This is a genomic window from Streptomyces sp. NPDC008238 (assembly GCF_042956445.1).
Classification (GTDB): Bacteria; Actinomycetota; Actinomycetes; order Streptomycetales; family Streptomycetaceae; genus Actinacidiphila.
Genome location: NZ_JBIBGK010000004.1, coordinates 78,941 through 102,913, shown reverse-complemented (window position 1 = coordinate 102,913; position 23,973 = coordinate 78,941). Strand labels below are relative to the sequence as shown.

23 protein-coding genes are annotated in these 23,973 nt (G+C 74.8%); 17 read left to right on the top strand and 6 right to left on the bottom strand.

Translation table 11 applies throughout. The features are described from left to right. Positions 1 to 2: 2 nt before the first annotated feature. Positions 3 to 662: a YoaK family protein gene (locus ACFZAU_RS12795; RefSeq protein ID WP_500552152.1), complete on the bottom strand. Its 660-nt coding sequence runs from the start codon at positions 660 to 662 to the stop codon at positions 3 to 5. 124 nt (positions 663 to 786) lie between these two features. Here ACFZAU_RS12795 and ACFZAU_RS12790 point away from each other — a divergent pair, with 124 nt between their 5' ends. From ACFZAU_RS12790 to ACFZAU_RS12755, 8 genes are all read left to right on the top strand, one after another. After that, complete coding sequence (locus tag ACFZAU_RS12790) at positions 787 to 1,788, top strand: Dyp-type peroxidase (protein WP_500552151.1); 1,002 nt, start codon at positions 787 to 789, stop codon at positions 1,786 to 1,788. Continuing rightward, entirely contained in the window at positions 1,785 to 2,585 is an 801-nt protein-coding gene (locus tag ACFZAU_RS12785; protein WP_500461526.1) for a family 1 encapsulin nanocompartment shell protein, read from the top strand. The genes ACFZAU_RS12790 and ACFZAU_RS12785 overlap by 4 nt, the downstream gene beginning before the upstream one ends. A 29-nt stretch (positions 2,586 to 2,614) precedes the next feature. Further along, complete coding sequence (locus tag ACFZAU_RS12780; protein WP_500552150.1) at positions 2,615 to 2,815, top strand: hypothetical protein; 201 nt, start codon at positions 2,615 to 2,617, stop codon at positions 2,813 to 2,815. A gap of 11 nt (positions 2,816 to 2,826) precedes the next feature. After that, positions 2,827 to 3,612 carry an Fpg/Nei family DNA glycosylase gene (locus ACFZAU_RS12775; protein ID WP_500552319.1) on the top strand — a complete coding sequence of 262 codons (786 nt, stop codon included), beginning with the start codon at positions 2,827 to 2,829 and terminating at the stop codon, positions 3,610 to 3,612. A gap of 222 nt (positions 3,613 to 3,834) precedes the next feature. Then, on the top strand, positions 3,835 to 4,740 hold the full coding sequence (locus tag ACFZAU_RS12770; protein ID WP_500461524.1) for a cupin domain-containing protein: 906 nt from the start codon (positions 3,835 to 3,837) through the stop codon (positions 4,738 to 4,740). Between the two features lie 29 nt (positions 4,741 to 4,769). Beyond that, positions 4,770 to 6,035, top strand: coding sequence for a beta-ketoacyl-[acyl-carrier-protein] synthase family protein (locus ACFZAU_RS12765; RefSeq protein ID WP_500552149.1), 1,266 nt, complete (start codon positions 4,770 to 4,772; stop codon positions 6,033 to 6,035). Next, complete coding sequence (locus ACFZAU_RS12760) at positions 6,032 to 7,288, top strand: beta-ketoacyl synthase N-terminal-like domain-containing protein (RefSeq protein WP_500552148.1); 1,257 nt, start codon at positions 6,032 to 6,034, stop codon at positions 7,286 to 7,288. Before ACFZAU_RS12765 ends, ACFZAU_RS12760 begins: the two co-directional genes overlap by 4 nt. Positions 7,289 to 7,422: 134 nt before the next feature. Next, positions 7,423 to 7,707, top strand: coding sequence for a hypothetical protein (locus ACFZAU_RS12755; RefSeq protein ID WP_500552147.1), 285 nt, complete (start codon positions 7,423 to 7,425; stop codon positions 7,705 to 7,707). A 169-nt stretch (positions 7,708 to 7,876) separates the two neighbouring features. Here the strand turns inward: ACFZAU_RS12755 and ACFZAU_RS12750 are convergent, their stop codons facing one another. Together ACFZAU_RS12750 and ACFZAU_RS12745 are read right to left on the bottom strand one after the other, a co-directional pair. Continuing rightward, a complete protein-coding gene (locus ACFZAU_RS12750; RefSeq protein WP_499598756.1) occupies positions 7,877 to 8,170 on the bottom strand; it encodes a hypothetical protein in 294 nt (97 codons plus the stop codon). A 61-nt stretch (positions 8,171 to 8,231) separates the two neighbouring features. Further along, positions 8,232 to 8,507: a chaplin gene (locus ACFZAU_RS12745; RefSeq protein ID WP_500552146.1), complete on the bottom strand. Its 276-nt coding sequence runs from the start codon at positions 8,505 to 8,507 to the stop codon at positions 8,232 to 8,234. A 173-nt stretch (positions 8,508 to 8,680) separates the two neighbouring features. Here ACFZAU_RS12745 and ACFZAU_RS12740 point away from each other — a divergent pair, with 173 nt between their 5' ends. Further along, the gene (locus ACFZAU_RS12740; RefSeq protein WP_500552145.1) at positions 8,681 to 10,285 is read left to right on the top strand and encodes a S8 family peptidase; all 1,605 of its coding nucleotides are present in this window, start codon (positions 8,681 to 8,683) and stop codon (positions 10,283 to 10,285) included. Between the two features lie 60 nt (positions 10,286 to 10,345). Here ACFZAU_RS12740 and ACFZAU_RS12735 read toward each other — a convergent pair whose 3' ends face one another. Then, a complete protein-coding gene (locus ACFZAU_RS12735) occupies positions 10,346 to 10,687 on the bottom strand; it encodes a chaplin (protein WP_499598752.1) in 342 nt (113 codons plus the stop codon). A gap of 432 nt (positions 10,688 to 11,119) precedes the next feature. Beyond that, a complete protein-coding gene (locus tag ACFZAU_RS12730) occupies positions 11,120 to 13,018 on the bottom strand; it encodes a glycosyltransferase family 2 protein (protein ID WP_500552144.1) in 1,899 nt (632 codons plus the stop codon). 239 nt (positions 13,019 to 13,257) lie between these two features. Between ACFZAU_RS12730 and ACFZAU_RS12725 the strand changes: the two genes are divergently transcribed. The 4 genes from ACFZAU_RS12725 (at position 13,258) to ACFZAU_RS12710 (ending at position 16,921) form a co-directional block, all read left to right on the top strand. Beyond that, the gene (locus ACFZAU_RS12725; RefSeq protein WP_500552143.1) at positions 13,258 to 14,034 is read left to right on the top strand and encodes an IclR family transcriptional regulator; all 777 of its coding nucleotides are present in this window, start codon (positions 13,258 to 13,260) and stop codon (positions 14,032 to 14,034) included. Then, entirely contained in the window at positions 14,031 to 14,894 is an 864-nt protein-coding gene (locus tag ACFZAU_RS12720; RefSeq protein WP_500466405.1) for an SMP-30/gluconolactonase/LRE family protein, read from the top strand. The genes ACFZAU_RS12725 and ACFZAU_RS12720 overlap by 4 nt, the downstream gene beginning before the upstream one ends. 138 nt (positions 14,895 to 15,032) lie before the next feature. Then, positions 15,033 to 15,743: an SCO2400 family protein gene (locus ACFZAU_RS12715; protein ID WP_500552142.1), complete on the top strand. Its 711-nt coding sequence runs from the start codon at positions 15,033 to 15,035 to the stop codon at positions 15,741 to 15,743. Between the two features lie 170 nt (positions 15,744 to 15,913). After that, the gene (locus tag ACFZAU_RS12710; RefSeq protein ID WP_500552141.1) at positions 15,914 to 16,921 is read left to right on the top strand and encodes an NADP-dependent oxidoreductase; all 1,008 of its coding nucleotides are present in this window, start codon (positions 15,914 to 15,916) and stop codon (positions 16,919 to 16,921) included. Between the two features lie 63 nt (positions 16,922 to 16,984). On the opposite strand, the gene ACFZAU_RS12705 is transcribed toward ACFZAU_RS12710, so the two are convergent. Continuing rightward, complete coding sequence (locus ACFZAU_RS12705) at positions 16,985 to 17,608, bottom strand: TetR/AcrR family transcriptional regulator (protein ID WP_499598742.1); 624 nt, start codon at positions 17,606 to 17,608, stop codon at positions 16,985 to 16,987. 155 nt (positions 17,609 to 17,763) lie between these two features. Here ACFZAU_RS12705 and ACFZAU_RS12700 point away from each other — a divergent pair, with 155 nt between their 5' ends. The 4 genes from ACFZAU_RS12700 to ACFZAU_RS12685 all read left to right on the top strand — a co-directional run bounded on the left by ACFZAU_RS12700 (position 17,764) and on the right by ACFZAU_RS12685 (position 22,788). Next, entirely contained in the window at positions 17,764 to 20,280 is a 2,517-nt protein-coding gene (locus tag ACFZAU_RS12700) for a beta-glucosidase (RefSeq protein ID WP_500552140.1), read from the top strand. A gap of 260 nt (positions 20,281 to 20,540) precedes the next feature. Continuing rightward, complete coding sequence (locus ACFZAU_RS12695) at positions 20,541 to 21,083, top strand: hypothetical protein (RefSeq protein ID WP_500552139.1); 543 nt, start codon at positions 20,541 to 20,543, stop codon at positions 21,081 to 21,083. Between the two features lie 40 nt (positions 21,084 to 21,123). After that, entirely contained in the window at positions 21,124 to 21,930 is an 807-nt protein-coding gene (locus tag ACFZAU_RS12690) for an EI24 domain-containing protein (RefSeq protein ID WP_500552138.1), read from the top strand. An 87-nt stretch (positions 21,931 to 22,017) separates the two neighbouring features. After that, entirely contained in the window at positions 22,018 to 22,788 is a 771-nt protein-coding gene (locus ACFZAU_RS12685) for a class I SAM-dependent methyltransferase (protein WP_500552137.1), read from the top strand. The last annotated feature ends 1,185 nt before the right edge of the window (positions 22,789 to 23,973 follow it).

Below are 23,973 nucleotides of genomic sequence, written 5' to 3'. Positions count from 1 at the left end.
GGTCACCGGCGGGCGGCGACGGTGGCCGCCCCCGCCACCACCAGCGCGCACCCGGTGGCCGCGCCGAGCGCGGCGGGCGGTGAGACCAGGAGCACCAGCAGGCCCCCGGTGAGCGCGCCGGCCACCAGGGCGGCGATGCTCAGCGCCTGGCGCACGGCCACCCGCCGGTCGTGCGCCGCGGCGCCGGTGTCGCCCAGCAGCCCGACCAGGGTGCGGGTCATCACGGTCGTGGTCAGCCCCGCGATGCCGACGCGTCCCGCCATGGCGTTCTGCACGCCCAACGCCACCGCGCAGACCACCACGAGTACCCGCCGCGGCCCGTCCAGCGCGTGCAGCGCCGTGGCCGAGGCGAGCAGCGCGGTCTCGCACAGGGCGGCCGCGCTCATCAGCGCGACCGGCCGGCCCAGCCGGTACAGCGCCGCCCGGCAGAAGAGGATGCCGACGGCGAAGCCGCCGAGCGCCACCAGCGAGGTGACGACGGAGAACCCGGGTGCCCCGGCCAGGCCCAGGCTGACGAAGACCAGGTTGCCCGTCATGTTCGCCACGAAGACGTGGCCCAGGCTGAGGATGCTCACGGCGTCGACCAGCCCGCTGAGCACGGTGAGCACCAGCAGCAGCACGGTCAGCAGGCGCCGCCCTTCCCCTTCCGGGCCACCGCTCATGTCCAGCCGCCTTCCGCACGGGTTCGGTGCCGCTCCTGGTCAGGATGCACCGGACCGGGGCCCGGAGCAGACTTGTGCGTGTCCGCCCGGACCAGGGCGCGCCCCGACACGAAGGAGCGTGGTGATGGCGCAGCCGCTGCCGCAGCCGGTGCTCAGCCCTCTCACCACGTCCGCGATCTTCCTGGTCGTGACGGTCGACCCCGGCGGGGAGAGTGCCGTCCGGGATCTGCTGGAGGACCTGTCCGGGCTGCAGCGTTCGGTCGGCTTCGGGACCCCGGACGGGCGGCTCAGCTGCGTGGCGGGGGTGGGTTCGAACGTGTGGGGCCGGCTCTTCTCGGGACCGCGCCCCGCCGAGTTGCACCCGTTCACCGAGCTGACCGGGGCCCGCCACCAGGCGCCCGCCACGCCGGGTGACCTGCTCTTCCACATCCGGGCCGCCCGGCTGGACCTGTGCTTCGCCCTGGCCTCCCTGGTGATGGACCGGCTGCGCGGCCACGTCACGGTCCGTGACGAGGTGCACGGCTTCAAGTACCTCGACATCCGCGACCTGCTGGGCTTCGTCGACGGCACCGAGAACCCGGTGGGCCCCGAGGCGACCGAGGCGGTGCTGACCGGCGACGAGGACCCGGACTTCGCGGGCGGCAGCTACGTGGTCGTGCAGAAGTACGTGCACGACCTCGACGCCTGGAACGCCCTGCCCGTCGAGGCGCAGGAGCGGGTGATCGGCCGCAGCAAGCTCGGGAACGTCGAGATGGACGACGACGTGAAGCCGGCCGACTCCCACGTCGCCCTGACCACGATCGTCGAACCGGACGGCACCGAACGGCAGATCCTCCGCGACAACATGCCCTTCGGCCGGGTGGGCACCGCCGAGTTCGGGACGTACTTCATCGGCTACGCCCGGACCCCCGAGGTCACCGAGCGGATGCTGCGCAACATGTTCCTCGGCGAGGGGCAGGCGAGCCACGACCGGATCCTGGACTTCTCCCGGGCCGTGACCGGCACGCTGTTCTTCGCGCCCTCCGCCGACTTCCTGGACGACCTTCCCGATCCCCCCGCCGTCGCGGCCGTCCCGGTCGCGAAGTCGCTGGGGATCGGCGACCTGAGGAAGACCGTCACGCCATGAACAACCTGCACCGGGAACTCGCCCCGATCTCCGAAGCCGCCTGGGACGACCTGGAGGAGGAGGCGCGGCGCACCTTCAAGCGCCATGTCGCCGCCCGCCGGATCGTCGACGTGCCCGAGGCCGCCGGCCCCGGGTTCGCCGGGGTGAACACCGGCCGGCTCGACCCGGTCGAGGCGCCGCACGAGGACGTCGTCGCCCGGGTGCGCCGCGCGCAGCCGGTCGTCGAACTGCGCGTGCCCTTCACGGTCGACCGCGCCGAGGTCGACATCGTGGAGCGCGGCGCCGAGGACGCGGACTGGCAGCCCGTGAAGGACGCGGCCCGGCGCATCGCGTTCACCGAGGACCGGGCGGTCTTCGAGGGGTACGCGGCGGCCGGCATCGCCGGCATCCGCGCGAGCGCGTCCAACCCGCCGCTGAGCCTCCCCGGGGACGTGCGCGACTACCCCGACGCCGTCAGCCAGGCCATCTCGGCGCTGCGCCTCGCGGGCGTCGGCGGCCCGTACACGCTCGCGCTGAGCGCCGACGCGTACACCGCCGTCAACGAGACCTCCCACTACGGCTACCCGGTCCACGCGCACCTCGCCCGGCTCCTGGACGGGGAGATCGTGTGGGCGCCCGCCATCGACGGGGCGTTCCTGCTCTCGACCCGGGGCGGCGACTTCGAACTGCGCATCGGCGAGGACGTGTCCATCGGCTACCTGTCGCACGACGACACGAGCGTGCGGCTGTACTTCCAGGAGTCCCTGACCTTCCTGGTGCACACGGCGGAGGCGGCGGTCGCCCTCACGGCCGCGTGAGGACCGCCGGGTGCGGGTATTGCACCGTTATGACCGGAAAGCACAGGAAGGCATCGCTCTGGCCGCACCGCTCCCGGGTCAGGACCGGCGGTCCCGCCCGCCACGCGGCCCCGCACGGTGAGGACGCCCGCGGCCACGGGAGCGTCCCCGACGAGCTGCCGCCCGCCCACGCCCCGGTGGTGCCCGGCACCCACGTGGACGGCACGGAGGCGCCGCACCACCGCGCGTGAGCGGCCGTGCCGTGCCCGAGCTGCCGGACGTGGAGGCTTTCCGCGGCGTCCTGTCCTCGTACGGAGGCGGGCGGCGCATCGAGCACGTCGAGGTCGCCGACCCGTCGGTGCTGCGCGGAGTGGGGGCGACCCGGTTGCGCCGGGCGCTGGAGGGGCGCCGGTTCGGCACGCCGAGGCGGCACGGCAAGTGGCTGATCGCCCCCACCCGCGACGGCCCCGTGCTGCTGATCCACTTCGGCATGACCGGTCTCCTGATCCGCTGTTCCCCGAGCCGGCCGCGGCACCCGCACGACCGTCTCCTGCTCACCCTCTCCGGCGGACGCGGACTGCGCTATCGCGACCAGCGCAAACTGCAGGGCCTGCGCCTCGTCGACACGGAGGAGGCCGTCGCCGACGCCTTGGCGGGCCAGGGGCCCGACGCCCTGGAGGTCGACCGCCGCCGGTTCGCCGAACTGCTCGCGGGGCGGCGGGGCCGCATCAAGGCCGTGCTGATCGACCAGTCCGTCGTCGCCGGCCTCGGCAACCTGCTCGCCGACGAGATCCTGTGGCGGACGCGGACGCCGCCCACGCGCCCCGCCGCCTCGCTCGACGAGCAGGAGTGCGACCGGCTGCGCATCGCGATGCGGCGCGTCCTGCGCTCCGCCGTCGGCGCGGGGTGCGTGCCGGCCCGCCGCTCCTGGCTCACCGGCCATCGGGACGGCCCCGCCCCGGGCTGCCCGCGCTGCGGGGGCCGGCTGCGCCGGGACCGGATCGCCGGACGGACGACCGTCTGGTGCCCCCTCTGCCAGCAGGCCTGACGACGTGTCCGCGTGCCGTGGCGCCGGTGCCGGAGGGCCCGCTGACGGGGCCTCACGAAGTGTGCCCCCGTCCGGGTGGAGCGCACCGGGAGGGCGTGTCACGTTCCGTCACCGCGGGGACCGATTGTGTGATTATTCGGCCCGCTCGGTTGGAGGTAGTCCCCCCATGAAACCAGTGACGGAACGTCAGTCCGGCCACCGCGCCGCGGAGGTGCGCACCCGATGACGATGCACACCGAGAACGAGATCGTCATCGACGCACCCCTGCGGTACGTGTGGCTGCGGACCAACGACGTCGCCGGCTGGCCCGGCCTCTTCAGCGAGTACGCCGAGGCCGAGATCATCTCCCGGGAGGGCGACACCACCCGCTTCCGCCTCACCATGCACCCCGACGAGAAGGGCCGCGTCTGGTCCTGGGTGTCCGAGCGCACCGCCGACCCCGCCACCCGCACCGTGCGGGCCCGGCGGCTGGAGACCGGCCCGTTCGAGTTCATGAACATCTACTGGCAGTACGAGGAGCTCGGCCCGGAGAGCACCCGCATGCGCTGGCTGCAGGACTTCCGGATGAAGGTGGACGCGCCCGTCGACGACGAGGGCATGCGGCAGCGCATCAACAGCAACTCCCGCGTCCAGATGCAGCTCATCAAGGACCGCCTGGAGTCCCGCCGCATCCGGCCGCTCGGCACCCTGGACACGCACGCCGACACCCGCCGCGGCGGCGACATCCGCACCCTGCTGACCACCGCCTCGGTCGGCACCACGGACGGCTTCTGCGGCATGGTCACCGTCGGCCCCGGCGAGGCCGTCGCCGAGCACTACCACCCGTACTCGCAGGAGCAACTGGTCGTCGTCGAGGGCGAGGTGCGGGTCGACCTCGACGGTTCGCCGCGCAGCGTCGCCGCCAACGAGGCGCTGCTCGTGCCGCGCGGGGTCCGCCACCGGCTGGTGAACACCTCGGGCGCCGTGGCCCGCGCCGTGTTCTTCCTGGCGCCGCTGGCTCCGCGCCCCGACCTCGGGCACGTCGACACCGAGACCCGCGAGGAGGCCGCCGCCATCGCGCGCGCCGCCACCGCGACGGGACCCGCGACGGAGGGGCCGCCGCCGGGCCGCGAACTGGTCGACCGGTGACCGCGGGCCGTACCGCGCGCAGGGTGGTGGTGACGGGCGTCGGAGCCGTCGCCGCCGGCGGCGTCGGGCGGGAGGCGTTCTGGGAGCGGATCGTCGGGGGCAGGCCGGCGATCCGCCGGATCACCCGCTTCGACCCCTCGCGGTACCGCTCGCGGATCGCCGCCGAGGCCGACTTCGACCCCCTGGCGGCCGGGCTCACCCCGCGGGAGATACGCCGCAACGGCCGCTTCGCCCAGTTCGCGCTCGCCGCCGCCGCCGAGGCGCTCGCCGACAGCGGACTGCGCACCGAGGACGAGGACACCGACCGCGCCGGGGTCTGCCTCGGCACCGCCGTTGGCGCCACCGTCACCCTGGAGGACGAGTACGTCGTCGCCAGCGACGGCGGCCGGCACTGGGAGGTCAGCCCCGACCACGGCATGCCCTTCCTGCACCGGGCGATGCACCCCTCCTCGGCCGCCGCCGAACTCTCCCTCCGGTACGGCCTGCACGGCCCGTCCTCGGTCGTCTCCACCGGCTGCACCTCCGGCGTCGACGCGATCGGCTGCGCCTTCCGGACGCTCAGCGACGGCGAGGCCGACATCATGCTGGCGGGCGCGGGGGAGGCGCCCATCTCCCCGGTCACGGTGGCCTGCTTCGACGCCATCGGCGCCACCACCGCCTTCACCGGCGACCCCGAGTCGGCACCGGCGCCCTTCGACGCCCGGCGCGACGGCTTCGTGCTCGGCGAGGGCGGCGCCGTGCTCGTCCTGGAGGAACTGGGGCACGCCCTCGCCCGGGGCGCGTCCGTGTACTGCGAGGTCCGCGGCTGGGAACACCGCACCGGCGCCTACCACATGACCGGTCTGCGCCCCGACGGCTACGACCTGAGCGAGGCGATCATCTCCGCCATGTCGGAGGCCGGCATCGCCCCGTGGCAGCTCGACTGGATCAGCGCCCACGGCTCCGGCACGGTGCAGAGCGACCGCTACGAGACCGCCGCCTACAAGCGCGCCCTCGGCGAGTACGCGCCCAAGGTGCCGGTCAGCTCCGTCAAGTCCGTCATCGGACACTGCCTCGGCGCGGCGGGCGCCCTGGAGATGGCCGCCTGCGCCCTCGCCGTGCGGCGGGGGGTGATCCCGCCGACCGCGAACCTGCTGCGGCCCGACGCGCAGTGCGACCTCGACTACACGCCGGTCCTCGCCCGCGAACGGCGGGTGCGGCACGCGCTGTCGGTGGCCTGCGGCCTCGGCGGTTTCCAGTCGGCGATGGTCTTCTCGGCCCTGGGGCCGGACGCGGAACGGGAGGCGGAGGCATGACCACACGCGCGGTCCTCAGCGGGCTCGGGGTCGTCGCCCCCACCGGTGTCGGCGCCCGCCCCTACTGGCGGGCCACCGTCGCCGGGCGCAACGGCATCCGTCCGATCGGCAGGCCCGACGCGAGCCGCTCCCCGGTGGTGCTGGCCGGCGAGGTCACGGGGTTCGACACCACCCGCTGGATCGACGACCGGCTCCGCGCCGAGACCGACCGCTGGACCTGGTTCGCGCTGGCCGCGGCCGAGATGGCGCTGGCCGACGCGGCGCTGCGGCCCGCCGACCACCCCCCGTTCCACCTGTCGGTGGTCACCTCCAGCGGCTCCGGCGGCAACGAGTCCGGCCAGCGCGAGACCCACGCCCTGTGGGCGTCGCGGCAGCCCGGCGAGGCCGACGCCCACCAGTCCATCGCCTGGTTCCACGCGGCCGGCGCCGCCCAGATCTCCATCCGGCACGGGCTGACCGGCGGCTGCGGCGTCGTCGCCGCGGACGGCGCGGGCGGCCTGGACGCGCTCAAGCACGCCTGGCGGCTGCTGCGGCGCGGCGGCAAGGCCGTGATCGTCGGCGGCACCGAGGCGCCGCTGTCGCCCTACGCCCTCGCCTGCCAGTCCACCCTGCCCACCGTCCACCGCGGCACCGACCCCGAACGGGCCTACCTGCCCTTCAGCCCGCACGCCTCGGGGTTCGTCCCCGGGGAGGGCGGCGCCCTGATGGTCCTGGAGGAGAAGGCGCACGCCGCCGAACGCGGGGTGCGCGGCTACGCCGAACTGCTCGGCCACGCCGCCACGCACGACGCCCACCACCACACGGCCCCCGCGGCCGACGGCGTCCAACTGGCCCGGGCCGTCACCACGGCACTGGAACAGGCCGGCCGCGCCCCCGGGGACGTGGACGTGGTCTTCGCCGACGGCGCCGGCGACCCCGCCGGGGACGCGGCCGAGGTGGCGGCGCTGCGGCGGGTGTTCGGCGACCGGCTGGCGGAGGTCCCGGTCACGGTGCCCAAGGCGGGCGTCGGACGGCTCACCTCGGGCTCGGGCGCCCTGGACGCGGTCACCGCCGCCCTCGCCCTGCGCACCGGGGTCGTCCCGCCCACCCGCGGTGGCGACGCACAGGCCGCCCGGGAGCGGTACGGCATCCGCCTGGTGACCCGCTGGACTCGGCCGGAGCGGCTGACGACGGCCGTGGTCCTCGCCCGTGGGACCGGCGGATTCAACAGCGCCGTCGTCCTGGGGTCGTTGGACGCGGACTCCTCGTATTAGCGGCGCGGCCTACGGCCTGGGAGTGAATGAGGGAAAACCTGGAGCAATGCCCGTCACGTCCGCACGGCGGGGGGCGTTGCTCCTGATGTCGGCGTCCGGAGGACGTCGTTGAACTCCCAGAGGAGAAACTCCCCATGCTGAAGAAGGCTCTCGCCTGCGCTTCCCTCGCCGTCGCGGCCACCGGTGCCGTGGTTCCCGCCGCCGTGGCCTCCGACACCTCGGGCGGGAACTACTCGCAGAACGTCAACCTGATCCCCCACCCCTGCCTGGACGTGAAGCGCATCAACGTGCTCAACCCGGTGACGGCCGACCTGCTGACCGAGACCAGCGGCCAGCAGTGCAACGAGAAGTCGAAGGTCGTCGACGGACACAAGTCCGCGCTGTCGGACCTGATCGACGCCGGCGCCTACCAGAACTGACGGACCGGGCGCACCGAGGGCCCGGCCCCACGGATCTCCGTGGAGCCGGGCCCTTCTCCGTTCTCCGTCGTCCGGCGCCCGTCGTCCGGCGCCCGCCCCCGTCCTGCGCGCGCACGAACGGTGGCCGCCCCCGTGTGCCGGGGACGGCCACCGTGGATCCCGCCCGGAATCAGTTCTGGTACGCGCCGACGTCGGCGAGGTCGGACAGCGCGGACTTGTGCGCGTCCACCACGCTGGACTTCTCGTTGCACTGCTGGCCGCTGGTCTCGGTCAGCGCGTCGAGCGCGACGGGGTTGAGGGCGTTGACGCGCTTCACGTCCAGGCACAGGTGCGGCAGGACGTTGACGTTCTGCGAGTAGTTCCCGCCGTGGACGTCGGAGGCCTGTGCGGTCGGCGCGAGGGCCGCGGCGCTGCCGGTGGCGGCCACTGCGAGGGTGGCGCAGGCGAGTGCCTTCTTCAGCATGTTGCGGAGCTCCAGATGAGGTGCGGACGGATGGCCGGGCGCCCGGGGGCGGGCGCTGCCGTCAGGAGTTGATGCAGACGTTGCCGGCCGTGAAGTTCAGCAGCGCGCCGGCGTTGATGCCGTTGCCGCAGATGTTGACCGGGATGTTGACCGGGATCTGGATGACGTTGCCGCTGAGGACACCGGGGGAGCCGACGGCCGCACCCTCGGCCGAGGCGCCGCCGCGGTCGTAGTGGCGGTCCTTGCCGCCGTCGCTTGCGAGCGCGCCGCCCGCACTGCCCATCACCGCGACACCGGCCGCGACGGTCAGCACGGCGGCCTTCGAAAGACGCTTCACGGGTTCTTCCTTTCCTTGGTCACTCACGTGCGGACTGGTCAACGACGCGCGACTCGGGGCGGATGCGGAGCGTCACCCGAACAGCGGCCGGAACCGGGCGTCCGGGATGCTGAGCTGATAACCAGAAACCTGGGGGGCCGTCAGATCCCGACACCGGTCAAGGAGCTCCGCAGATGCGAAAGTCCTTGTGGCGGACGGCCTCCGCCGCCCTGACAACCGCCCTCCCCGCCCTCGCCCTCGCGGCCCCCCACCCGAGCGCGGCGGAACCGCTGCCCCGTACCCCCGGGGCGATCCCGGACCAGTACATCGTGACGCTGGACCCCGGCACCGCACCGCACACCGTCCTCGAGGGGCTGGGCGTCCAGCCGCTCTTCACCTACCGGCACGCGCTGACCGGCTTCACCGCCCGGCTCACCCCGGACCAGGTGCAGCGGGTCCGCGCCGCGTCCGGGGTGGACGAGGTGGAGCAGGACGCGGTGGTCGCCATCCCGCTCGGGGAGGACGCCCCCGCCGACAGCGACCTGGAACCCCCCTACCCCGGCGGCCTCCCGGGCGAGCCGGCCGGCCCCGTCGACTTCCCCCAGGACACCGGCGCACCCGGGGCGGCCCTTCCGGCGGGCCCGGGTGCCGGGCCGCTCCCCGTGCCGTACGAGCAGCCGCCGGAACAGTCCCCCGAGCAGGCGGTGCCGGAACTGTCCGGCCCGGACCCGGCGGCTCCGTACGGGACCTCGCCGGATCTGACGGTGCCGTTCCAGGTGGTGCCGGAACCGGCGGGGCCGGGGCAGGAGCCGCCCGGGCAGTCCTCGCCGGTGCCCGCGGCGCCGGGCACGTCCGTCGCTCCGGGGCCCGGGACCAAGCCGGTCCTGGTCCCGCAGGCCGTACCCGGTCCGGTCACGCCCTCGGCCCCGGTGCCCGACTCCTCCGGGCCCCGCTCCAGGGGGCTGCGCGGCCTGGGCGGGTTCACGCCCTGGGGCCTGACCCGGATCAACAACCGGGCCCTCGGCGGCACCGGCTTCGAGGTGCGGGCCACCGGCGCCAAGGTCACCTCGTACATCGTCGACAGCGGCATCGAGTTCTCCCACCCGGACTTCGGCGGCCGTGCGGTGCCCGGGTACGACGCGATCGGCGACGGCCTGGACGGCGGGGACTGCAACGGCCACGGCACCCATGTGGCGGGCGTGGTCGGCGGCAGCTACACCGGTGTCGCGCGCAAGACGACGCTGGTGTCGGTGCGGGTCTTCCCGTGCGCCGGGCGGACCTCCACCTCCGCGGTGATCGCGGGCATCGACTGGGTCGCCGGTCACGCGAAGAAGCCCGCCGTGGCGAACCTGTCGCTCTCCGGGCGCTGGTCCCTGGCGGCCAACCGGGCCGTCGAGGGCCTGGCCGCGGCCGGGGTGTTCCCCGTCGCCGCGGCCGGGAACGACAACCTCAACGCGTGCTTCGTCTCGCCGGCCAGTTCGCGGACGGCCTTCACGGTCGGCGCGATCGACCAGGAGGACCGCCGTGCCTGGTTCAGCAACTGGGGCACCTGCGTCGACATCCACGCGCCGGGCATGGGCATCCTGTCGGCGTACCTCAACGGGAGCTTCCGCGACATGGACGGCACCTCGATGGCCGCCCCGCACGTCACCGGGATCGCGGCCCTGTACAAGGACACCCACGGCGACACGTCCTTCACGGCGCTCAGCGCCTGGCTGACCGGGCACGCCGTCCGCAACGTGCCCATCGACGGCGGCTTCGGCACCGCGCGGCTGTCGGCCTTCACCAACGACCTGTGACGTGGCGGGGCCGCCGGAGGACGGTGTCCTCCGGCGGCCCCGGGTGGTGCGCGGTGTGCGTCAGCCGTTGATGCAGACGTTGCCCGCGGTGGGGTTGAGCAGGCCGACCGCGTTCAGGCCGTTGCCGCAGACGTTGATCGGGATGTTGATCGGCACCTGGATGACGTTGCCGCTCAGGATGCCGGGGGAGCCGACGGCGATGGCACGGGCGTTGGCGCCGCTGCGGCGGTTGCCGTAGCCGTAGCCGTCGAAGCCGTAGCCCTTGCCGTAGCCCTTGCCGTAGCCGTGGCCACCGCCCTTGCCGCCGCCGTCGTAGCCGCCGGCGAGGGCGGTGGTGGCGGAACCGAGGACGAGGGCACCGGTGGCGACCGTCAGGGCGACAGCCTTGGAGAAACGCTTCACTTCTGTTCCTTTCGGACTGGAGGGGACCAAAGGTCGTGATCTGATCAACGACCCGATTTGTCCATGGATGCGCATGATCACCCGAATAGTCGTACCGGATTCGGATACGGCATGACGACTGGTCAGTTATTCGGGTTCCCGGCGGCCGTTCGGCGCACCGGGAGCGGCCGGTCCGGGCGGGCGATGTGACGGGAGGTCACGTGGCTCTCGCCGTGATCGCACGTGCGCGACGGCCCGGCGCCCGCACCGTCCGCGCCGCGGTCCGCCCCGGCTCCGGTGGCCGCCCCGGTGCGGTCGGCCGCCCCGCCTGCCGTGGCCGACACCGCCGCGTGCGCCGGCGGGCGATGACGGGGGCGGAACGACGGAGAAGCGGGAAGGGGACGGCCACCCGGTACCGGGCGGCCGTCCCCTTCCCGCTTCTCAGCCCCTCCTTCAGCGGCGCACCAGGTGCTGCCGCACCGCCGCCATCCGGATGGCGGGACGCTGCCTGGGTGCGCGGTGCCGCCCCTTGGCCGTGCGTCGGGACCGCCGCGCGGCCAGGGTGCCCGCCACCCGGCGCCGCAGCACACTGCACCGCCAGACCACGAGCGGTACGAGGGCGGTCAGCAGTGCGATCGCCGCCCAGGTGCGCATCGCCGCGTGGCCGTGGCCGAGGAGGGCCGAGGCGAGCAGCGAACCGGCGAACACGGCCGCCCACAGCAGGTGGACACCGAAGGCGGCGAGCCGGTCCGGGCGGCCCGGGTCGGCCTCGGCCGCGGTGACCGGGCGCGGCCTGCGCCGGAGCGGGGTCGTCACGAGGGCGGGCACGCAGACCGGGCCGGCCACCGCGGCCATCACCGCGCCCGCGACGCCGGAGGAGCCCTTGGGCCGGTGCGGGCTGACGTTGCGTCCGCGGTTGCCGAGGCAGAGGGCGAGCCGCGCCGCGACGGCGGTGCCGTGGAGGGCCAGCCACACCGTGGGGTCGATCGGGGCGCCGGAGGCGCCGGGTCCGAGGAAGAGGACGCAGGCGAGCGCGGTGAGGAGCCAGCCGAGGCCCGCCAGGGGGTAGTGGGCGGCCGTCAGCGTGTAGGTGAGCAGGCTGCCGGGGCGCAGCTTCCACGGGGCCTTCCAGAACTGGCGCAGGAGGGACTCGCAGACGCCGCGGCTCCGGCGCCGCTCCCGGGCGAGGAACCCGGCCCAGGTGGACGGTCCGCCGCCGACGGCCACCACGTCCGGGGTGTGCACCGAGCGCCACTTGCGGCCGGTGGCGGGGTTGCGCCGGCTGTGGATCTCCAGCCCGGTGGCCAGGTCGGCGGCGGCGCAGTCGTACACCCCGCCGGCCTGCCGCAGCGCCGAGACGCGGACGACGTCGGCGGCGCCGGTGAACAGGGCGGAGCCGTAGCGGTTGCCGGCCCGCTGGGCGGACGCGTCGACCAGCAGCCGGTGGCTCTCGGCGGCCCTGGCCACGACCGTGCCGTGGTTGCCGGGGACCAGCGGGGCGACGACGAAGGCGACGTCCTGGTCGTGGAAGTAGCCGAGCGTCCGCTCCAGGTAGGTGGGGAGCGGTACCTGGCCGGTGCCGAGGCGGGCGGTGAACTCGTAGGCGTCGCCGTGGGCATCGAGCCAGGCGTTGTGGGCGCCGTGGCGGGCGCCGGTGCGGAAGGCGCCCTTGGGCCGGTTCCAGCGTGCGACGTCCTTGCGGGTGAAGTGCCGTACGCCCAGGGACTCGCAGAGCCGCCGGACCTCCGGGTCGTCGTCCTCGTCCAGCAGCCACACGTCGACGGGGCCGTCGTGCCGGACGCGCACGGCGCCCTCCAGGGTGGCCCGCACCCGGACCAGGGACTCGTCCCCCGGGTCGGAGGAGGCCAGCAGCGCCACCCGGGTGCCCGGTGCCGGGGCGACCGGGACCGGGTCGCGGGCGACCAGGGTGGCGTGGGCGTGCGAGACGGCGGAGACCAGCCGGAGGAGTTCGACGAGTCCGAGGCAGACCAGCATCGCGATGCCCGCGACGTGCGCCCACTGCGGTACGGCCTCGCGGGCCGCCCAGTGGCGCGGCTGCACGAGCCAGGCCAGCACGCCCAGCGAGGCCAGGGGTGCGGCGGTGAGCAGCAGCCAGGTGCGGACCCGGTGTCCCTCGCGCACCATCAGGCTGCGGTACCTGACCCGGTACAGCACCCCTGGTCGCGGGGGGTCGTTGAGGGGGCCGGCGAGTTTGGCGTGGCGTGCGTAGTCGTGGCGGCGGGGAGCGCCGGCGTCGGGCGCCGGCCGGTCGCCCTCGCCGGTGGCCGGGGAGGGGACGAGCCCGCCTTTCCTGGCGGGCGTCTTGCGCATGCTGCTGGGCGTGATCGTCACGGCGACCCCGTAGGAGGAGAGGGAGTGGTGAAGGAATCACCGGAAAGTCGGAAAGTGGGGCAAAGCCCCTGATGGGCACTGAGAAAGTAGCAAACGGCCCTAGAATTATCTGACAAGCCGACAATCGGCGTGGCGTGGCGCGCGCCCATTGCCCGCCGCGACCTGGCGCGGATACGCTGCGTTCGCGATACCGATCGTTATACGGAATCTCGAACAGGCGCCGGAGAGAGCGAGCAGAGATGGGACGTCTCGTACCCGCCGTGACCAGAGCCCTGGACATCCTGGAGCTCTTCCTCGAAGGCGACGGCACGATGTCCGCGCCCGAGATCACCCGCAGGCTGGGTCTGCCGCGCACCACCGTGCACGAGCTGGTGACCACCCTCGCCGCGCGCAACTACCTGGTGCCGCAGCCGGGCCAGACCGGCCGCTACCGGCTGGGCGTGCGCACGTACCAGCTCGGCAGCCGCTACGCCGAGCAGCTGGACCTCGCCGCCGAGGGCCAGCAGGTGGCCCGCTCGGTCGCGGAGACCTGCGACGAGACGGTGCACGTGGCGATCCTGGAGGGCACCGACGTCATCTACATCGCCAAGGTGGACAGCACCCACGCGGTGCGGATGGTGTCGGCGGCCGGACGCCGGCTGCCCGCGCACTGCACCTCCGTCGGCAAGATGCTGCTGGCCTCGCTGCCGCCGGACGACCTCGACCGGCGTATGCCCGTGGACGGGCCGCTGCCCGCGATGACCGAGCACAGCATCACCACGGCCGGTGAACTGCGGCGCCAGCTCGACGCGGTGCGCGAGCGGGGCGTCGCCGTCGAACGGCGCGAGTCCAACCCCGACGTCTCCTGCGTCGCCGCCCCGGTCCGCGACTCGGCGGGGCGGGTGGTGGCCGCGCTCAGCATCTCGGTGCCGATGATCCGCTGGAGCGAGGAACACCGGGCCGAACTGGAGGAACTGGCCGTCAAGGGCGCCGCCGAGCTGTCCGAGCGCCTCGGCCACCGGGGCGGTGCGCGGTGAACGGGGTCGAACTCGCCCTGAAGGCCGGGGCACGGCTCGGCGAGGGACCCACCTGGGACCCGGTCGGCGCGCGGCTGCTGTGGGTGGACATCCTCGCCTCCCGGGTGCACTGGTACGACCCGGCGGGCGGCGGCGAGACCGTGATGGCGACCGGGCAGCACGTCGGCGCGGCCAAGCCGCGCACGGCCGGCGGCGTGGTCGTCAACCTGCGCGACGGCGTGGGGCTGTACGACGCGGACGGCGCCTTCCGCTGGCTGCACCGCGACCCCGTACCCGGCCGGCGGGCCAACGACGCCGCCGTCGACACCGCGGGCACCCTGTGGGCCGGCACCATGCGCTACGACGAGGCGCCCGGCGGCGGCACCCTGCGCCGGGTGGCGCCGGACGGCACGGTCGTACCGGTGCTGGACGACGTCACCGTCAGCAACGGCACCGACTGGAGCCCCGACGGCACCCTGATGTACTACGTGGACAGCCCGACCCGGCGCGTGGACGTGTTCGACGTCGACCCGGACACCGGACTCGTGCGCGGACGGCGGCCGTTCGCGGTCGTCGAGGAGGAAGCGGGTCTCCCCGACGGGCTGACCGTGGACGCCGAGGGCTGCGTCTGGGTGGCCCTGTGGGACGGGGCGGCCGTCCGCCGCTACACCCCGCGGGGCGAGCTGGACCGGGTCGTGGAGGTGCCGGTGCGGCGTCCCACGGCGTGCGCCTTCGGCGGCCCGGCCCTGACGGATCTCTACATCACCTCCGCGAGCACGGGTCTTGACGCCCGGGAACTGGCGGAGCGGCCCCTGTCGGGATCGCTGCTGGTGGTGCCGGGAGCCGGGCAGGGGATGCCCGATGTGCCGTTCGGTGGTTGATTCCGTGGTGGTTCGGGGTTGATTCGGGGCTGTTCGGCGCCCTAAACCCGCATGTCCCGGGTTTCACAGAGGTTTCACGGGATCGACGGGCAACTCATATGTACGTCGTATCGGTGCGTCCCATACGCTGCACGGGCAATGGACTACTGCGCAGCCTGCCGACGGCACATCAACGGCGCCCTTTCTTGCCCGGGGTGCGGAACGCCAGCCCACCAGCTCGGTGCGCAGGGGCCCGCCGACGCGCCCGCGCGGGAGCCCGCCGACGGCGAGACCGCCGCGTCCGCCGAGGGCGGTCGTGCGGAACGCCGCAAGACCGCCGGGCGCGGCCCGGAGCAGGGCGCCGCGCGCCGCTCCGGCAGCCGGGCCCGCACCCGCCGCGTCCGCACCCGCCGCCGTTCGCGGCTGCTGGTCGGCACCCTGGTGGGCGCCGCCATCGTGCTCGTCGGCTGGAGCGTGGCGGAACTCCCGCTCGCCGGCTACGTGACGGGCGCGAACTCGGCCGCCTCCGACCACGCGCCGAGCGGCGGCTCCTCCCCGAGCGCGACCTCCTCGCCGGGCGGCGACGCCTCCGAGGACCCGGCCGAGCCCGGCTCCGAGGCCTCGGCGTCCGCGAGCGCGAGCACCTCCGCGTCGCCCAGCGTCTCCGAGAGCGCCAAGAAGTCGGCGTCGCCCAAGGTCTCCGCCTCCGCCACGGTCAGTCGTTCACCCGCCGGCTCCGGGGGCACGGCCCCCGCCGGAGGCGGCTCCACCGCCTCGGCCCCGCCGCACTCCGCCCCGGCCTCGTCGCCCGCCACGCACACGCCGAAGCCGACGCCCTCCTGCACGCGCTTCCTGTGGTGGTGCACCTGACGGGCACCGCTCCCGTCCTCCCCGCCCCTCCCGTCGATCCTCAGCGCCGGCCGGTTCCACCGGCCGGCGCTCCGGTGTGCGACGGGCACGCCCGTGCCGATTTATTTGACTTCCTCAAACATCCAGGCTCATGGTTAGTTAAGAACCTAAAGCTTTGGAGGCTTCCCCCCATGCCGAAGAGCCGTGAATGGCACCTGGTCGCCCGCCCCCACGGGTGGCCCAAGCCCGAGGACTTCGCCCTGCGCGAGACCGAGGTCCCCGAGCCCGGACCCGGTGAGATCCTCGTCCGCAACCTCTACGTGTCGGTCGACCCCTACATGCGCGGCCGCATGAACGACGCCAAGTCGTACGCGGAGCCGTACCGGCTGGACCAGCCGATGCACGGCGGAGCGGTCGGCCGGGTCGTCGCCTCGGGCGCGGAGGGCCTCGCACCCGGCGACCACGTGCTGCACCCCCTCGGCTGGCGTGAGTACGCCTTGGTCAAGGCCGAGAGCGTGGTCAGGGTCGACCCCGACCTCGCCCCGCTCAGCACCTACCTGGGCGTGCTCGGGATGACCGGCCTCACCGCCTACGCCGGCCTGCTGCGCGTCGCGGACCTCAAGGAGGGCGACACGGTCTTCGTCTCCGGCGCGGCGGGCGCGGTCGGCAGCCAGGCCGGCCAGATCGCCAGGCTCAAGGGCGCCTCCCGGGTGATCGGCAGCGCCGGCTCGGACGAGAAGGTCAAGCTCCTGGTCGAGGAGTACGGCTTCGACGCGGCCTTCAACTACAAGAACGGCCCCGTGGCCGAGCAACTGGCGGCGGCCGCCCCCGACGGCATCGACGTCTACTTCGACAACGTGGGCGGCGAGCACCTCGAGGCGGCCATCGGCGCCCTCAACCTGCGCGGCCGGGTGGCCGTCTGCGGCATGATCGCCCTCTACAACGCCACCGAGCCCGCGCCCGGCCCCCGCAACCTGTCCCGGCTCATCCAGAACCGGCTGCGCATCGAGGGCTTCCTCGTCGGCGACCACTACGACCTGCAGCCGCAGTTCGTGCAGGAGGTCGGCGGCTGGATCCGCGAGGGCAGGCTGCGCTACCGCGAGACGGTCGTCGACGGGATCGAGAACAACCTGGAGGCCTTCCTCGGCGTCCTGCGCGGCGACAACACCGGGAAGATGCTGGTGCGCCTGCCCGAGTGACGGCGGCGGCCGGAGGCGGCGACGGGAGCCGGGACGAGGGGTGCGCCCGGCCGGGCGCACCCCTCACGCGTCGCCCGCTGCGCCGTCGTCGCGGCCCGGGTCGAGCAGGGCGACGAAGTGCCGGAAGACCGCCGCCATGTCCACCGCGCCGGGATCGTGCAGCCACTGCAGCTGCAGCCCGTCCATGACGGCCACCAGCAGCGGGGCGGCCTGCTCGGGCGTGAGGCCGCCGGGCAGCGTGTCGCCGTACTCGGCGCGCAGGGAGTCGGCGGCCCAGCCGCGCACCCGTGCGTAGCGGTCCCTGAAGTACCCGCGTGCGGGGTGGCCCTCGGTGACGCTGTCGCCGGCGAGGACGGTGAAGACCTGGACGACGCCCGGCCGGGTGGCGTTGTACTCGACCAGACCGGCCACCATCTCCATCGGCCAGGCCGTGCCGTGCAGCGCCGCCGAGGCCATGTCCCACCGGTCGCGGACCTCCAGCACCGCGACGAGCAGGGCCTCCTTGCCCGGGAAGTGGTGGAGCAGCCCCTGCTGGGTGAGCCCGGCCCGTTCCGCGACGGCGGCCAGCGTGGCGCCCCGGTAGCCGCGTTCGGCGATCACTTCGAGGGCGGCCCGGACGATCTCCGCCCTGCGGTCCTCGTTGCGGACCGCGCGGCCGAGTCCCCGGCCGCGGTCGTTGGCAGTCACGGGGGCGAGCCTAGGGCGTGCCGCGCGGGCCGCCGGAATGTAACGAAGAGGTGACGACACCTACCGATCAACAGGGCGCGGGCCGGAGGATGGCGACGGTCCGTCAGGCACGGGCGGGCGACGGGTTGTCACGTCCTCACGAAGGAGTCCGCCCCATGACCGGCACCTCCGGAACCCCGCTCGACGACGCGGTCGAACGCGCGCTGGGCAAGCTCGACCTCGACGCGAAGGCGCGGCTGCTGGCCGGGCAGGACATGTGGTCGCTGCCCGCGCTGCCCGAGATCGGACTGGGCCCGCTCGTCATGTCGGACGGGCCCATCGGGGTGCGCGGCGTGCGCTGGACCGCCGACGACCCCTCCGTCGCGCTGCCCAGCCCCACGGCGCTCGCCGCCACCTGGGACCCCGCCCTCGCCCGCCGCACCGGGCGGCTGCTCGCCCAGGAGGCCCGCCGCAAGGGCGTGCACGTCCTGCTCGCGCCGACCGTCAACCTGCACCGCTCGCCGCTGGGCGGGCGGCACTTCGAGGCGTACTCCGAGGACCCGTACCTCACCGGTGAGATCGGCACCGGCTACGTCGCGGGCGTCCAGGACGGCGGGGTCGGCACCACCGTCAAGCACTTCGTCGCCAACGACGCCGAGACCGAGCGCTTCACCGTCGACAACGTGATCGGCGAGCGCGCGCTGCGCGAGCTCTACCTCGCGCCCTTCGAGGCCATCGTCAGGAACGCCCGCCCCTGGGGCGTCATGGCCGCCTACAACTCCGTCAACGGCACCACCATGACCGAGCACCACCACCTGCAGAACGAGGTGCTGCGCCAGGAGTGGGGCTTCGACGGCTTCGTCGTCTCCGACTGGGCGGCCGCCCGGGACACCGCCGCCGCCCTCGCCGGCGGCCTCGACGTGGCGATGCCCGGACCGCGCACCGTCTACGGGGAGGCGCTGGCCCGCGCCGTGCGCGAGGGCCGCGTCGAGGAGTCCGCCGTGGACACCGCGGTGCGCAACGTGCTGCGGCTGGCCGGCCGGGTGGGCCTGCTGGCGGACACCCCCGCGGCGGTGCCCGCCGGGCGGATCCCCGCCCCGGTCGACGGACCCGCGCTGGCCCGCGAGATCGCCCGCCGCTCCTTCGTCCTGGTACGCAACGAACCGCGCGGCGAGCGGCCCGTCCTCCCCGTGGACCCCACCGCCGTGCGCCACATCGCGCTCATCGGTGCCGCCGCGCGCGACGCCAGGGTGCTGGGCGGCGGATCCGCGCAGGTCTTCCCCAGCCGTGTCGTCTCGCCCCTGGACGGCCTGCGGGCGGCGCTGCCGGAGGCCACCGCCCTGACCTTCGCCGTGGGCGCCGACCCCAACGAGGAACTCGCGCCCGCCGGGACCGGGTTCGCACTGCGCGCGGTCTGCCGGGACGTCGCGGGCGAGGTCCTCGGCGGCTGTACCCTGCCCGGTGGCCACGTGCAGTGGATGGGCGGCGACCTGCCCGACGGCGTGACCCACGACGCCCTGCACTCCGTGGAGGTGACCGGCACCTTCACCCCGCGCGAGAGCGGCGCCCACCACTTCGGCACCCGCGGACTGGGCGGCTTCCGGCTCGTCGTGGACGGCGCGGAGGTCTTCGACGGCACCCAGGTCGCCGGCCCCGAGTCCGGTCCCTTCGAGGGGATGTTCGGCGCGCCCGTCGAGCGCGGCCGGGTCGAACTGACCGCGGGGGTGCCCGTCGCGGTCTCGCTGACCCACGTCGTCCCGAAGGACGGCCGGGGGCCGGTCCGCGCGGTCGTCTTCTCGCTCGTCCACGGCGAACCGCGGCAGGACGGGGACGAGTCGATCGCGGAGGCGGTCGCCGCGGCGCGGGACGCGGAGGTGGCGGTGGTCGTCGTCGCGACCACCGAGCGGGTCGAGAGCGAGGGCTTCGACCGCGCCGACCTGCGACTGCCGGGCCGGCAGGACGAACTCGTCCACGCGGTGGCCGCGGTGAACCCGCGGACGGTGGTCGTGGTGAACGCCGGCTCGCCGGTGGAGATGCCGTGGCGCGAGGAGGTCGCCGCGGTGCTGATCGGCTGGTTCCCCGGGCAGGAGGCCGGCGCGGCACTCGCCGACGTGCTCCTCGGCGCGGCCGAGCCCGGCGGCAGGCTGCCCACCACCTGGCCGGCCCGGCTGGCCGACGCCCCGGTCGTGGACGTCGTCCCCCGGGACGGGGTGCTCCGCTACGACGAGGGCGTCTTCGTCGGCTACCGCGCCTGGGAACGGGCCGGGACGGCACCCGCGTACCCCTTCGGCCACGGGCTCGGCTACACCGACTGGGCCTACGAGGACGCCTCCTTCACGCCCGCGCAGGGACCGGCCGCGGACGGCGGGCCGGACCTCCTCGGCACGCTCACCGTACGGCTGCGCAACACCGGCGACCGGCCCGGGCGCGAGGTCGTCCAGGTCTACCTGGCGCCGCCCGCGGACGAGGACCCGGCGGTCGGCCGTCCGGCCCGCGTCCTGGCCGGATTCCTCGCCGTCGAACTGCCCGCGGGCGCCGCGACGCAGGCCCGCGTCGCGCTCACCCGCCGCGCGGCGCAGATCTGGGACCCCGCGGAGGGTGACTGGCGCCTTCTTGCGGGTACGTACACAGCCGAGGTCGCGCGCAGCGTCGCCGACCGCCGTCTCTCGGTGCCGGTGGCCGTGGACGGCTGACCCACCACCCCGGGGAGGTCCCTGACACCCTCCCCGGGGTGCGGGGCCGTCGCCCCTCGCGTCGTGCGTTCCCGCGGGACGGACCGGTGGCGGACCGGTGCCGGGCGGGCGTACGGCGGCGCGATCGTGTGGTGACGGTGTGTCAGAGACCCGCGCCGGCAGGGTCCCCCGGGCGGACCCCGCCCGATTGCGGGCCGCGTGCCGTGCCGTGACGCTCGTGCCGAACGCGCCCACCCCGGGCGTCCACCCGAGGAGCAGCGATGACGGCACGTACGCGCACCCGTCCGGTCCTGGTCGGCGCGGCACTCGCCCTGGCCGGCGCGTCCGTGCTGCTGACCGGGTCCGCGCGGGCCGGCGAACCGCCCGCGCCCGCCGTCTGCACGGTGAACGGCCGGCCGGTCACCGGTGGCGTCGTCGCCGGCACCGAGGGCTTCGACGAGATCGACTGCGCGTACGGCGTCCCCGCCGGCGTGCTGGTCGCCGGGGGCGGCGGCGTCGACGTGATCACCGTCCACGGCGGCAACGCGGGCACCGTCGACGGCGGCGACGGGGCCGACATGATCGAGGTCGACGGCGGGAACACCGGGCTGGTCGCCGGCGGCACCGGCGACGATCTGGTCGACCTGCTCGGCGACGCCGAGGCCAACTCCGGCACCGTCAGCGGCGGGCCCGGCGACGACGTGCTCTTCCTGAAGGCCGAGGACATCGCGGGGACCGGCGTCGTCAGCGGCGACACGGGCTCCGACGTCTGCCTCTTCGACCCCCACCCCGCGGGCCCCCGGGACTGCGAGGTCATGGTCTGAGCCGTCCCGGCCGGGCGGGGGTTCGCATACCCTGTCGCGCATGCGAGATCTTGCCTCCGGGATACGGCTCTTCGTGGACGGTCAGCGCTGGGTGCTCCGGCACGGCCGCTGGTTCGGCTTCGGGCTGCTGCCCGCGCTGATCACACTCGTCGGCTACGCGGCGGCACTGGTCGCCCTCGCCTTCTGGGCCGACGACGCGACCGCCTGGGCCACGCCCTTCGCCGACGACTGGGACTCGCCGTGGCGCGGCCTGTTCCGCGGGCTGCTCACCGCGGTCGCCTTCGGCGGCGGCCTGCTGCTGGCGGTGATCTCCTTCACCGCGGTGACGCTCCTGGTGGGCCAGCCCTTCTACGAGTCCCTGGCCGAGCGGGTCGACGTCTCCGAGGGCGGCGCCCCGGACGCGCCCGACGTCCCGCTGTGGCGGGAACTGCTGCAGTCCGCGCGGGACAGCCTGCGCGTGCTGGTCCGGGTCGCGGCCTGGGGCGTCCTGCTCTTCGCCGCCGGCTTCATCCCCGTCGTCGGCCAGACCGTCGTCCCCGCGATCGGCTTCTGCGTGTCCGGCTACTTCCTCGCCCTCGAACTCACCGGCGTGGCCTTCCAGCGCCGGCAGGTGCCGCTGCGGGAGCGGATGCGCCTGCTGCGCGGCCGGATGACGCTCACCCTCGGGTTCGGGGTGCCGCTGATCCTGTGCTTCCTGGTGCCGCTGGTATCCGTCCTGCTCATGCCCGGCGCGGTCGCCAGCGCCACGCTCCTGGCGCGGTCCCTGATGCCGCCGCCGCAGGAGGAGCCGGAGCCGCGGGCGGAGCCCGGAGTGCCGGTGGGGCCGCCGGACCTCCGCAAGCCGTAGCGCCGGGAGCGAAGCGGAGGGAACCATGGTCCGCACCTGCCGCGTGACGTATGTCGGGAGGACGAGCACGCGAGGGGGAGGCGCGCCATGGCGCAGCGCACCAACCAGTACGACGACAACCCGCAGAGCTACCGCAGCTACTGGGTGGGCCGCGGCTACGAACACGCCGCGGAGGTCGCCGCGTTGCGCCGGCTGCTCGCGGGCCGGCACTTCGGCCACGCGGCGGACGTCGGCGGCGGCTACGGCCGGCTCGTGCCCGTGCTGCGCGAGTTCGCCGACCGGGTCACGCTGGTGGACGCCAGCCGCAAGCAGCTCAACGACGCGGAGGAGTACCTCAAGGGGCTCGCCGGGGTGAGCATGCGGCTGATGAGCGCGGGGGGCCTGGGCCTGCACTCCGAGAGCGTGGACCTGGTCACCCTGATCCGCGTCATGCACCACCTGCCCGACCCGCGGGCAGCCCTGACCGAGATGACCCGGGTGCTGCGCCCGGGCGGCACCGCCGTCGTCGAGACCGCCAACCTCGCGCACGCCGCCAACCGCCTCCGCTACGCGGCCCACCGGCGGCGGGTGCCGCTGTCCCCGGTCGACATCCGCTCCGCGGAGAACCGGGAGCGCGACAGCATCCCGTTCGTCAACCACCACCCGCGCACGGTCGCCGAGCAACTGGAGGCGGCGGGGCTGCGCGTGGAGCGCCGGCTGTCGGTGTCCAACCTGCGCAGCGCACGGCTCAAGCGGGTGGTCCCGCACGCGGCACTGGTACGCGCCGAGGGCGCCCTGCAGTCCCCGCTGGCCCGCGTGGGCTTCGGGCCGAGCATCTTCTTCCTCGTCCGCAAACCGGGCCGGGCCCTGTCGTCCTAGGTCCTGTCGTCAAACGAGCTCCCCCAGCTACCGCTGGGAGGTGCCCCCACCGCCCGAAGGGCGGGCTCAGCGGCTCCCCCGGCTTGCGCCGGGAGGTGCCCCCAGGTGCGGTGCATCGCAAGGCGGAGAGTCGTCCTCGTAGTGGGCTACTCGGACGATTCGACAACGCAGCGAGGTGCCGTGCCAGGCGTCGCTGAGCAGGGGGGCGTTTGACGACACGACCTAGGCCCGACGGACGCCCCCGACGGCGGCGTGGGACACCCTCCGGGCCCACGAGGTGACGTGCCCCGTCGTGTGCGCCGCCCGAACGCTCCGACGGCGCAGCCTCCCGCCACGCCGTGCGCGACACCCCGACCCCCGGGAGGGGCGCCGGGGCGGCGGCCTTGGGGCCCGCCTCGGGACCGGCTAGCGGGCGGTCCAGGGGTTGCGATGGGCCGGGCTTCCGGGAGGGGCGCCGGGTGCGCTTGGGGGGCCTTCTCGGGGTGGAGGGGCGCTGGCTGTGGGTCGGCCTGGGGGACGGTCAGCGGGCGGCCCGGGGGTTGAGGTGGGCCCGGCTTCCGGGAGGGGTGCCGGTGTCTCTGGGGCACGTTCTCGGGGCGGGAGGGCCGGCAGCCGTGGGGGCCCGGCCCGGGGGACCGGTCAGCGGAGGGTGCGGCCCGGGCGGGTACCGGGCGGAGGGGCGGCGGCTGTGGGGCTCGCCCGGTGGACCGGTCGTCGGCGGGGGCGGCGGGTCGTGTCCCGTTCATGGTGGGCGCCCAGGCCTCCCGCACGGCTCTGTGCCGCATGGCCGCGGCGGCGGGCCCTGTGCCCCCAGGCCTGGCCGCCCGGCCGTGTTCCAAGGGGCCGCGCAGCGGGTCCGTGCCGCCCTGGTGGGGGAGGCCCGGCCCCGGGGGCCTGGCGGGGCGGGCGGTTCGGGTGGGGTGGCGGGGCGCCCGGGGCGCGTCCTCCGGGCGGAGGGGTAGCGGCTGTCGGGCTCGCCTGGGAGACCGGTCGCGGGGGCGGCGGCGGGTCGTGTCCCGCTCGCGATGGGCCCAGGCCTCCCGCACGGTTCTGTGCCGCATGGCCGCCTGGCCGCGCCCCTCCGGGCCCGGCCGCCTGGCCGCGCCCCTCCGGGCCCGGCCGCCTGGCCGCGCCCCTCCGGGCCCGGCCGCCTGGCCGCGCCCCTCCGGGCCCGGCCGCCTGGCC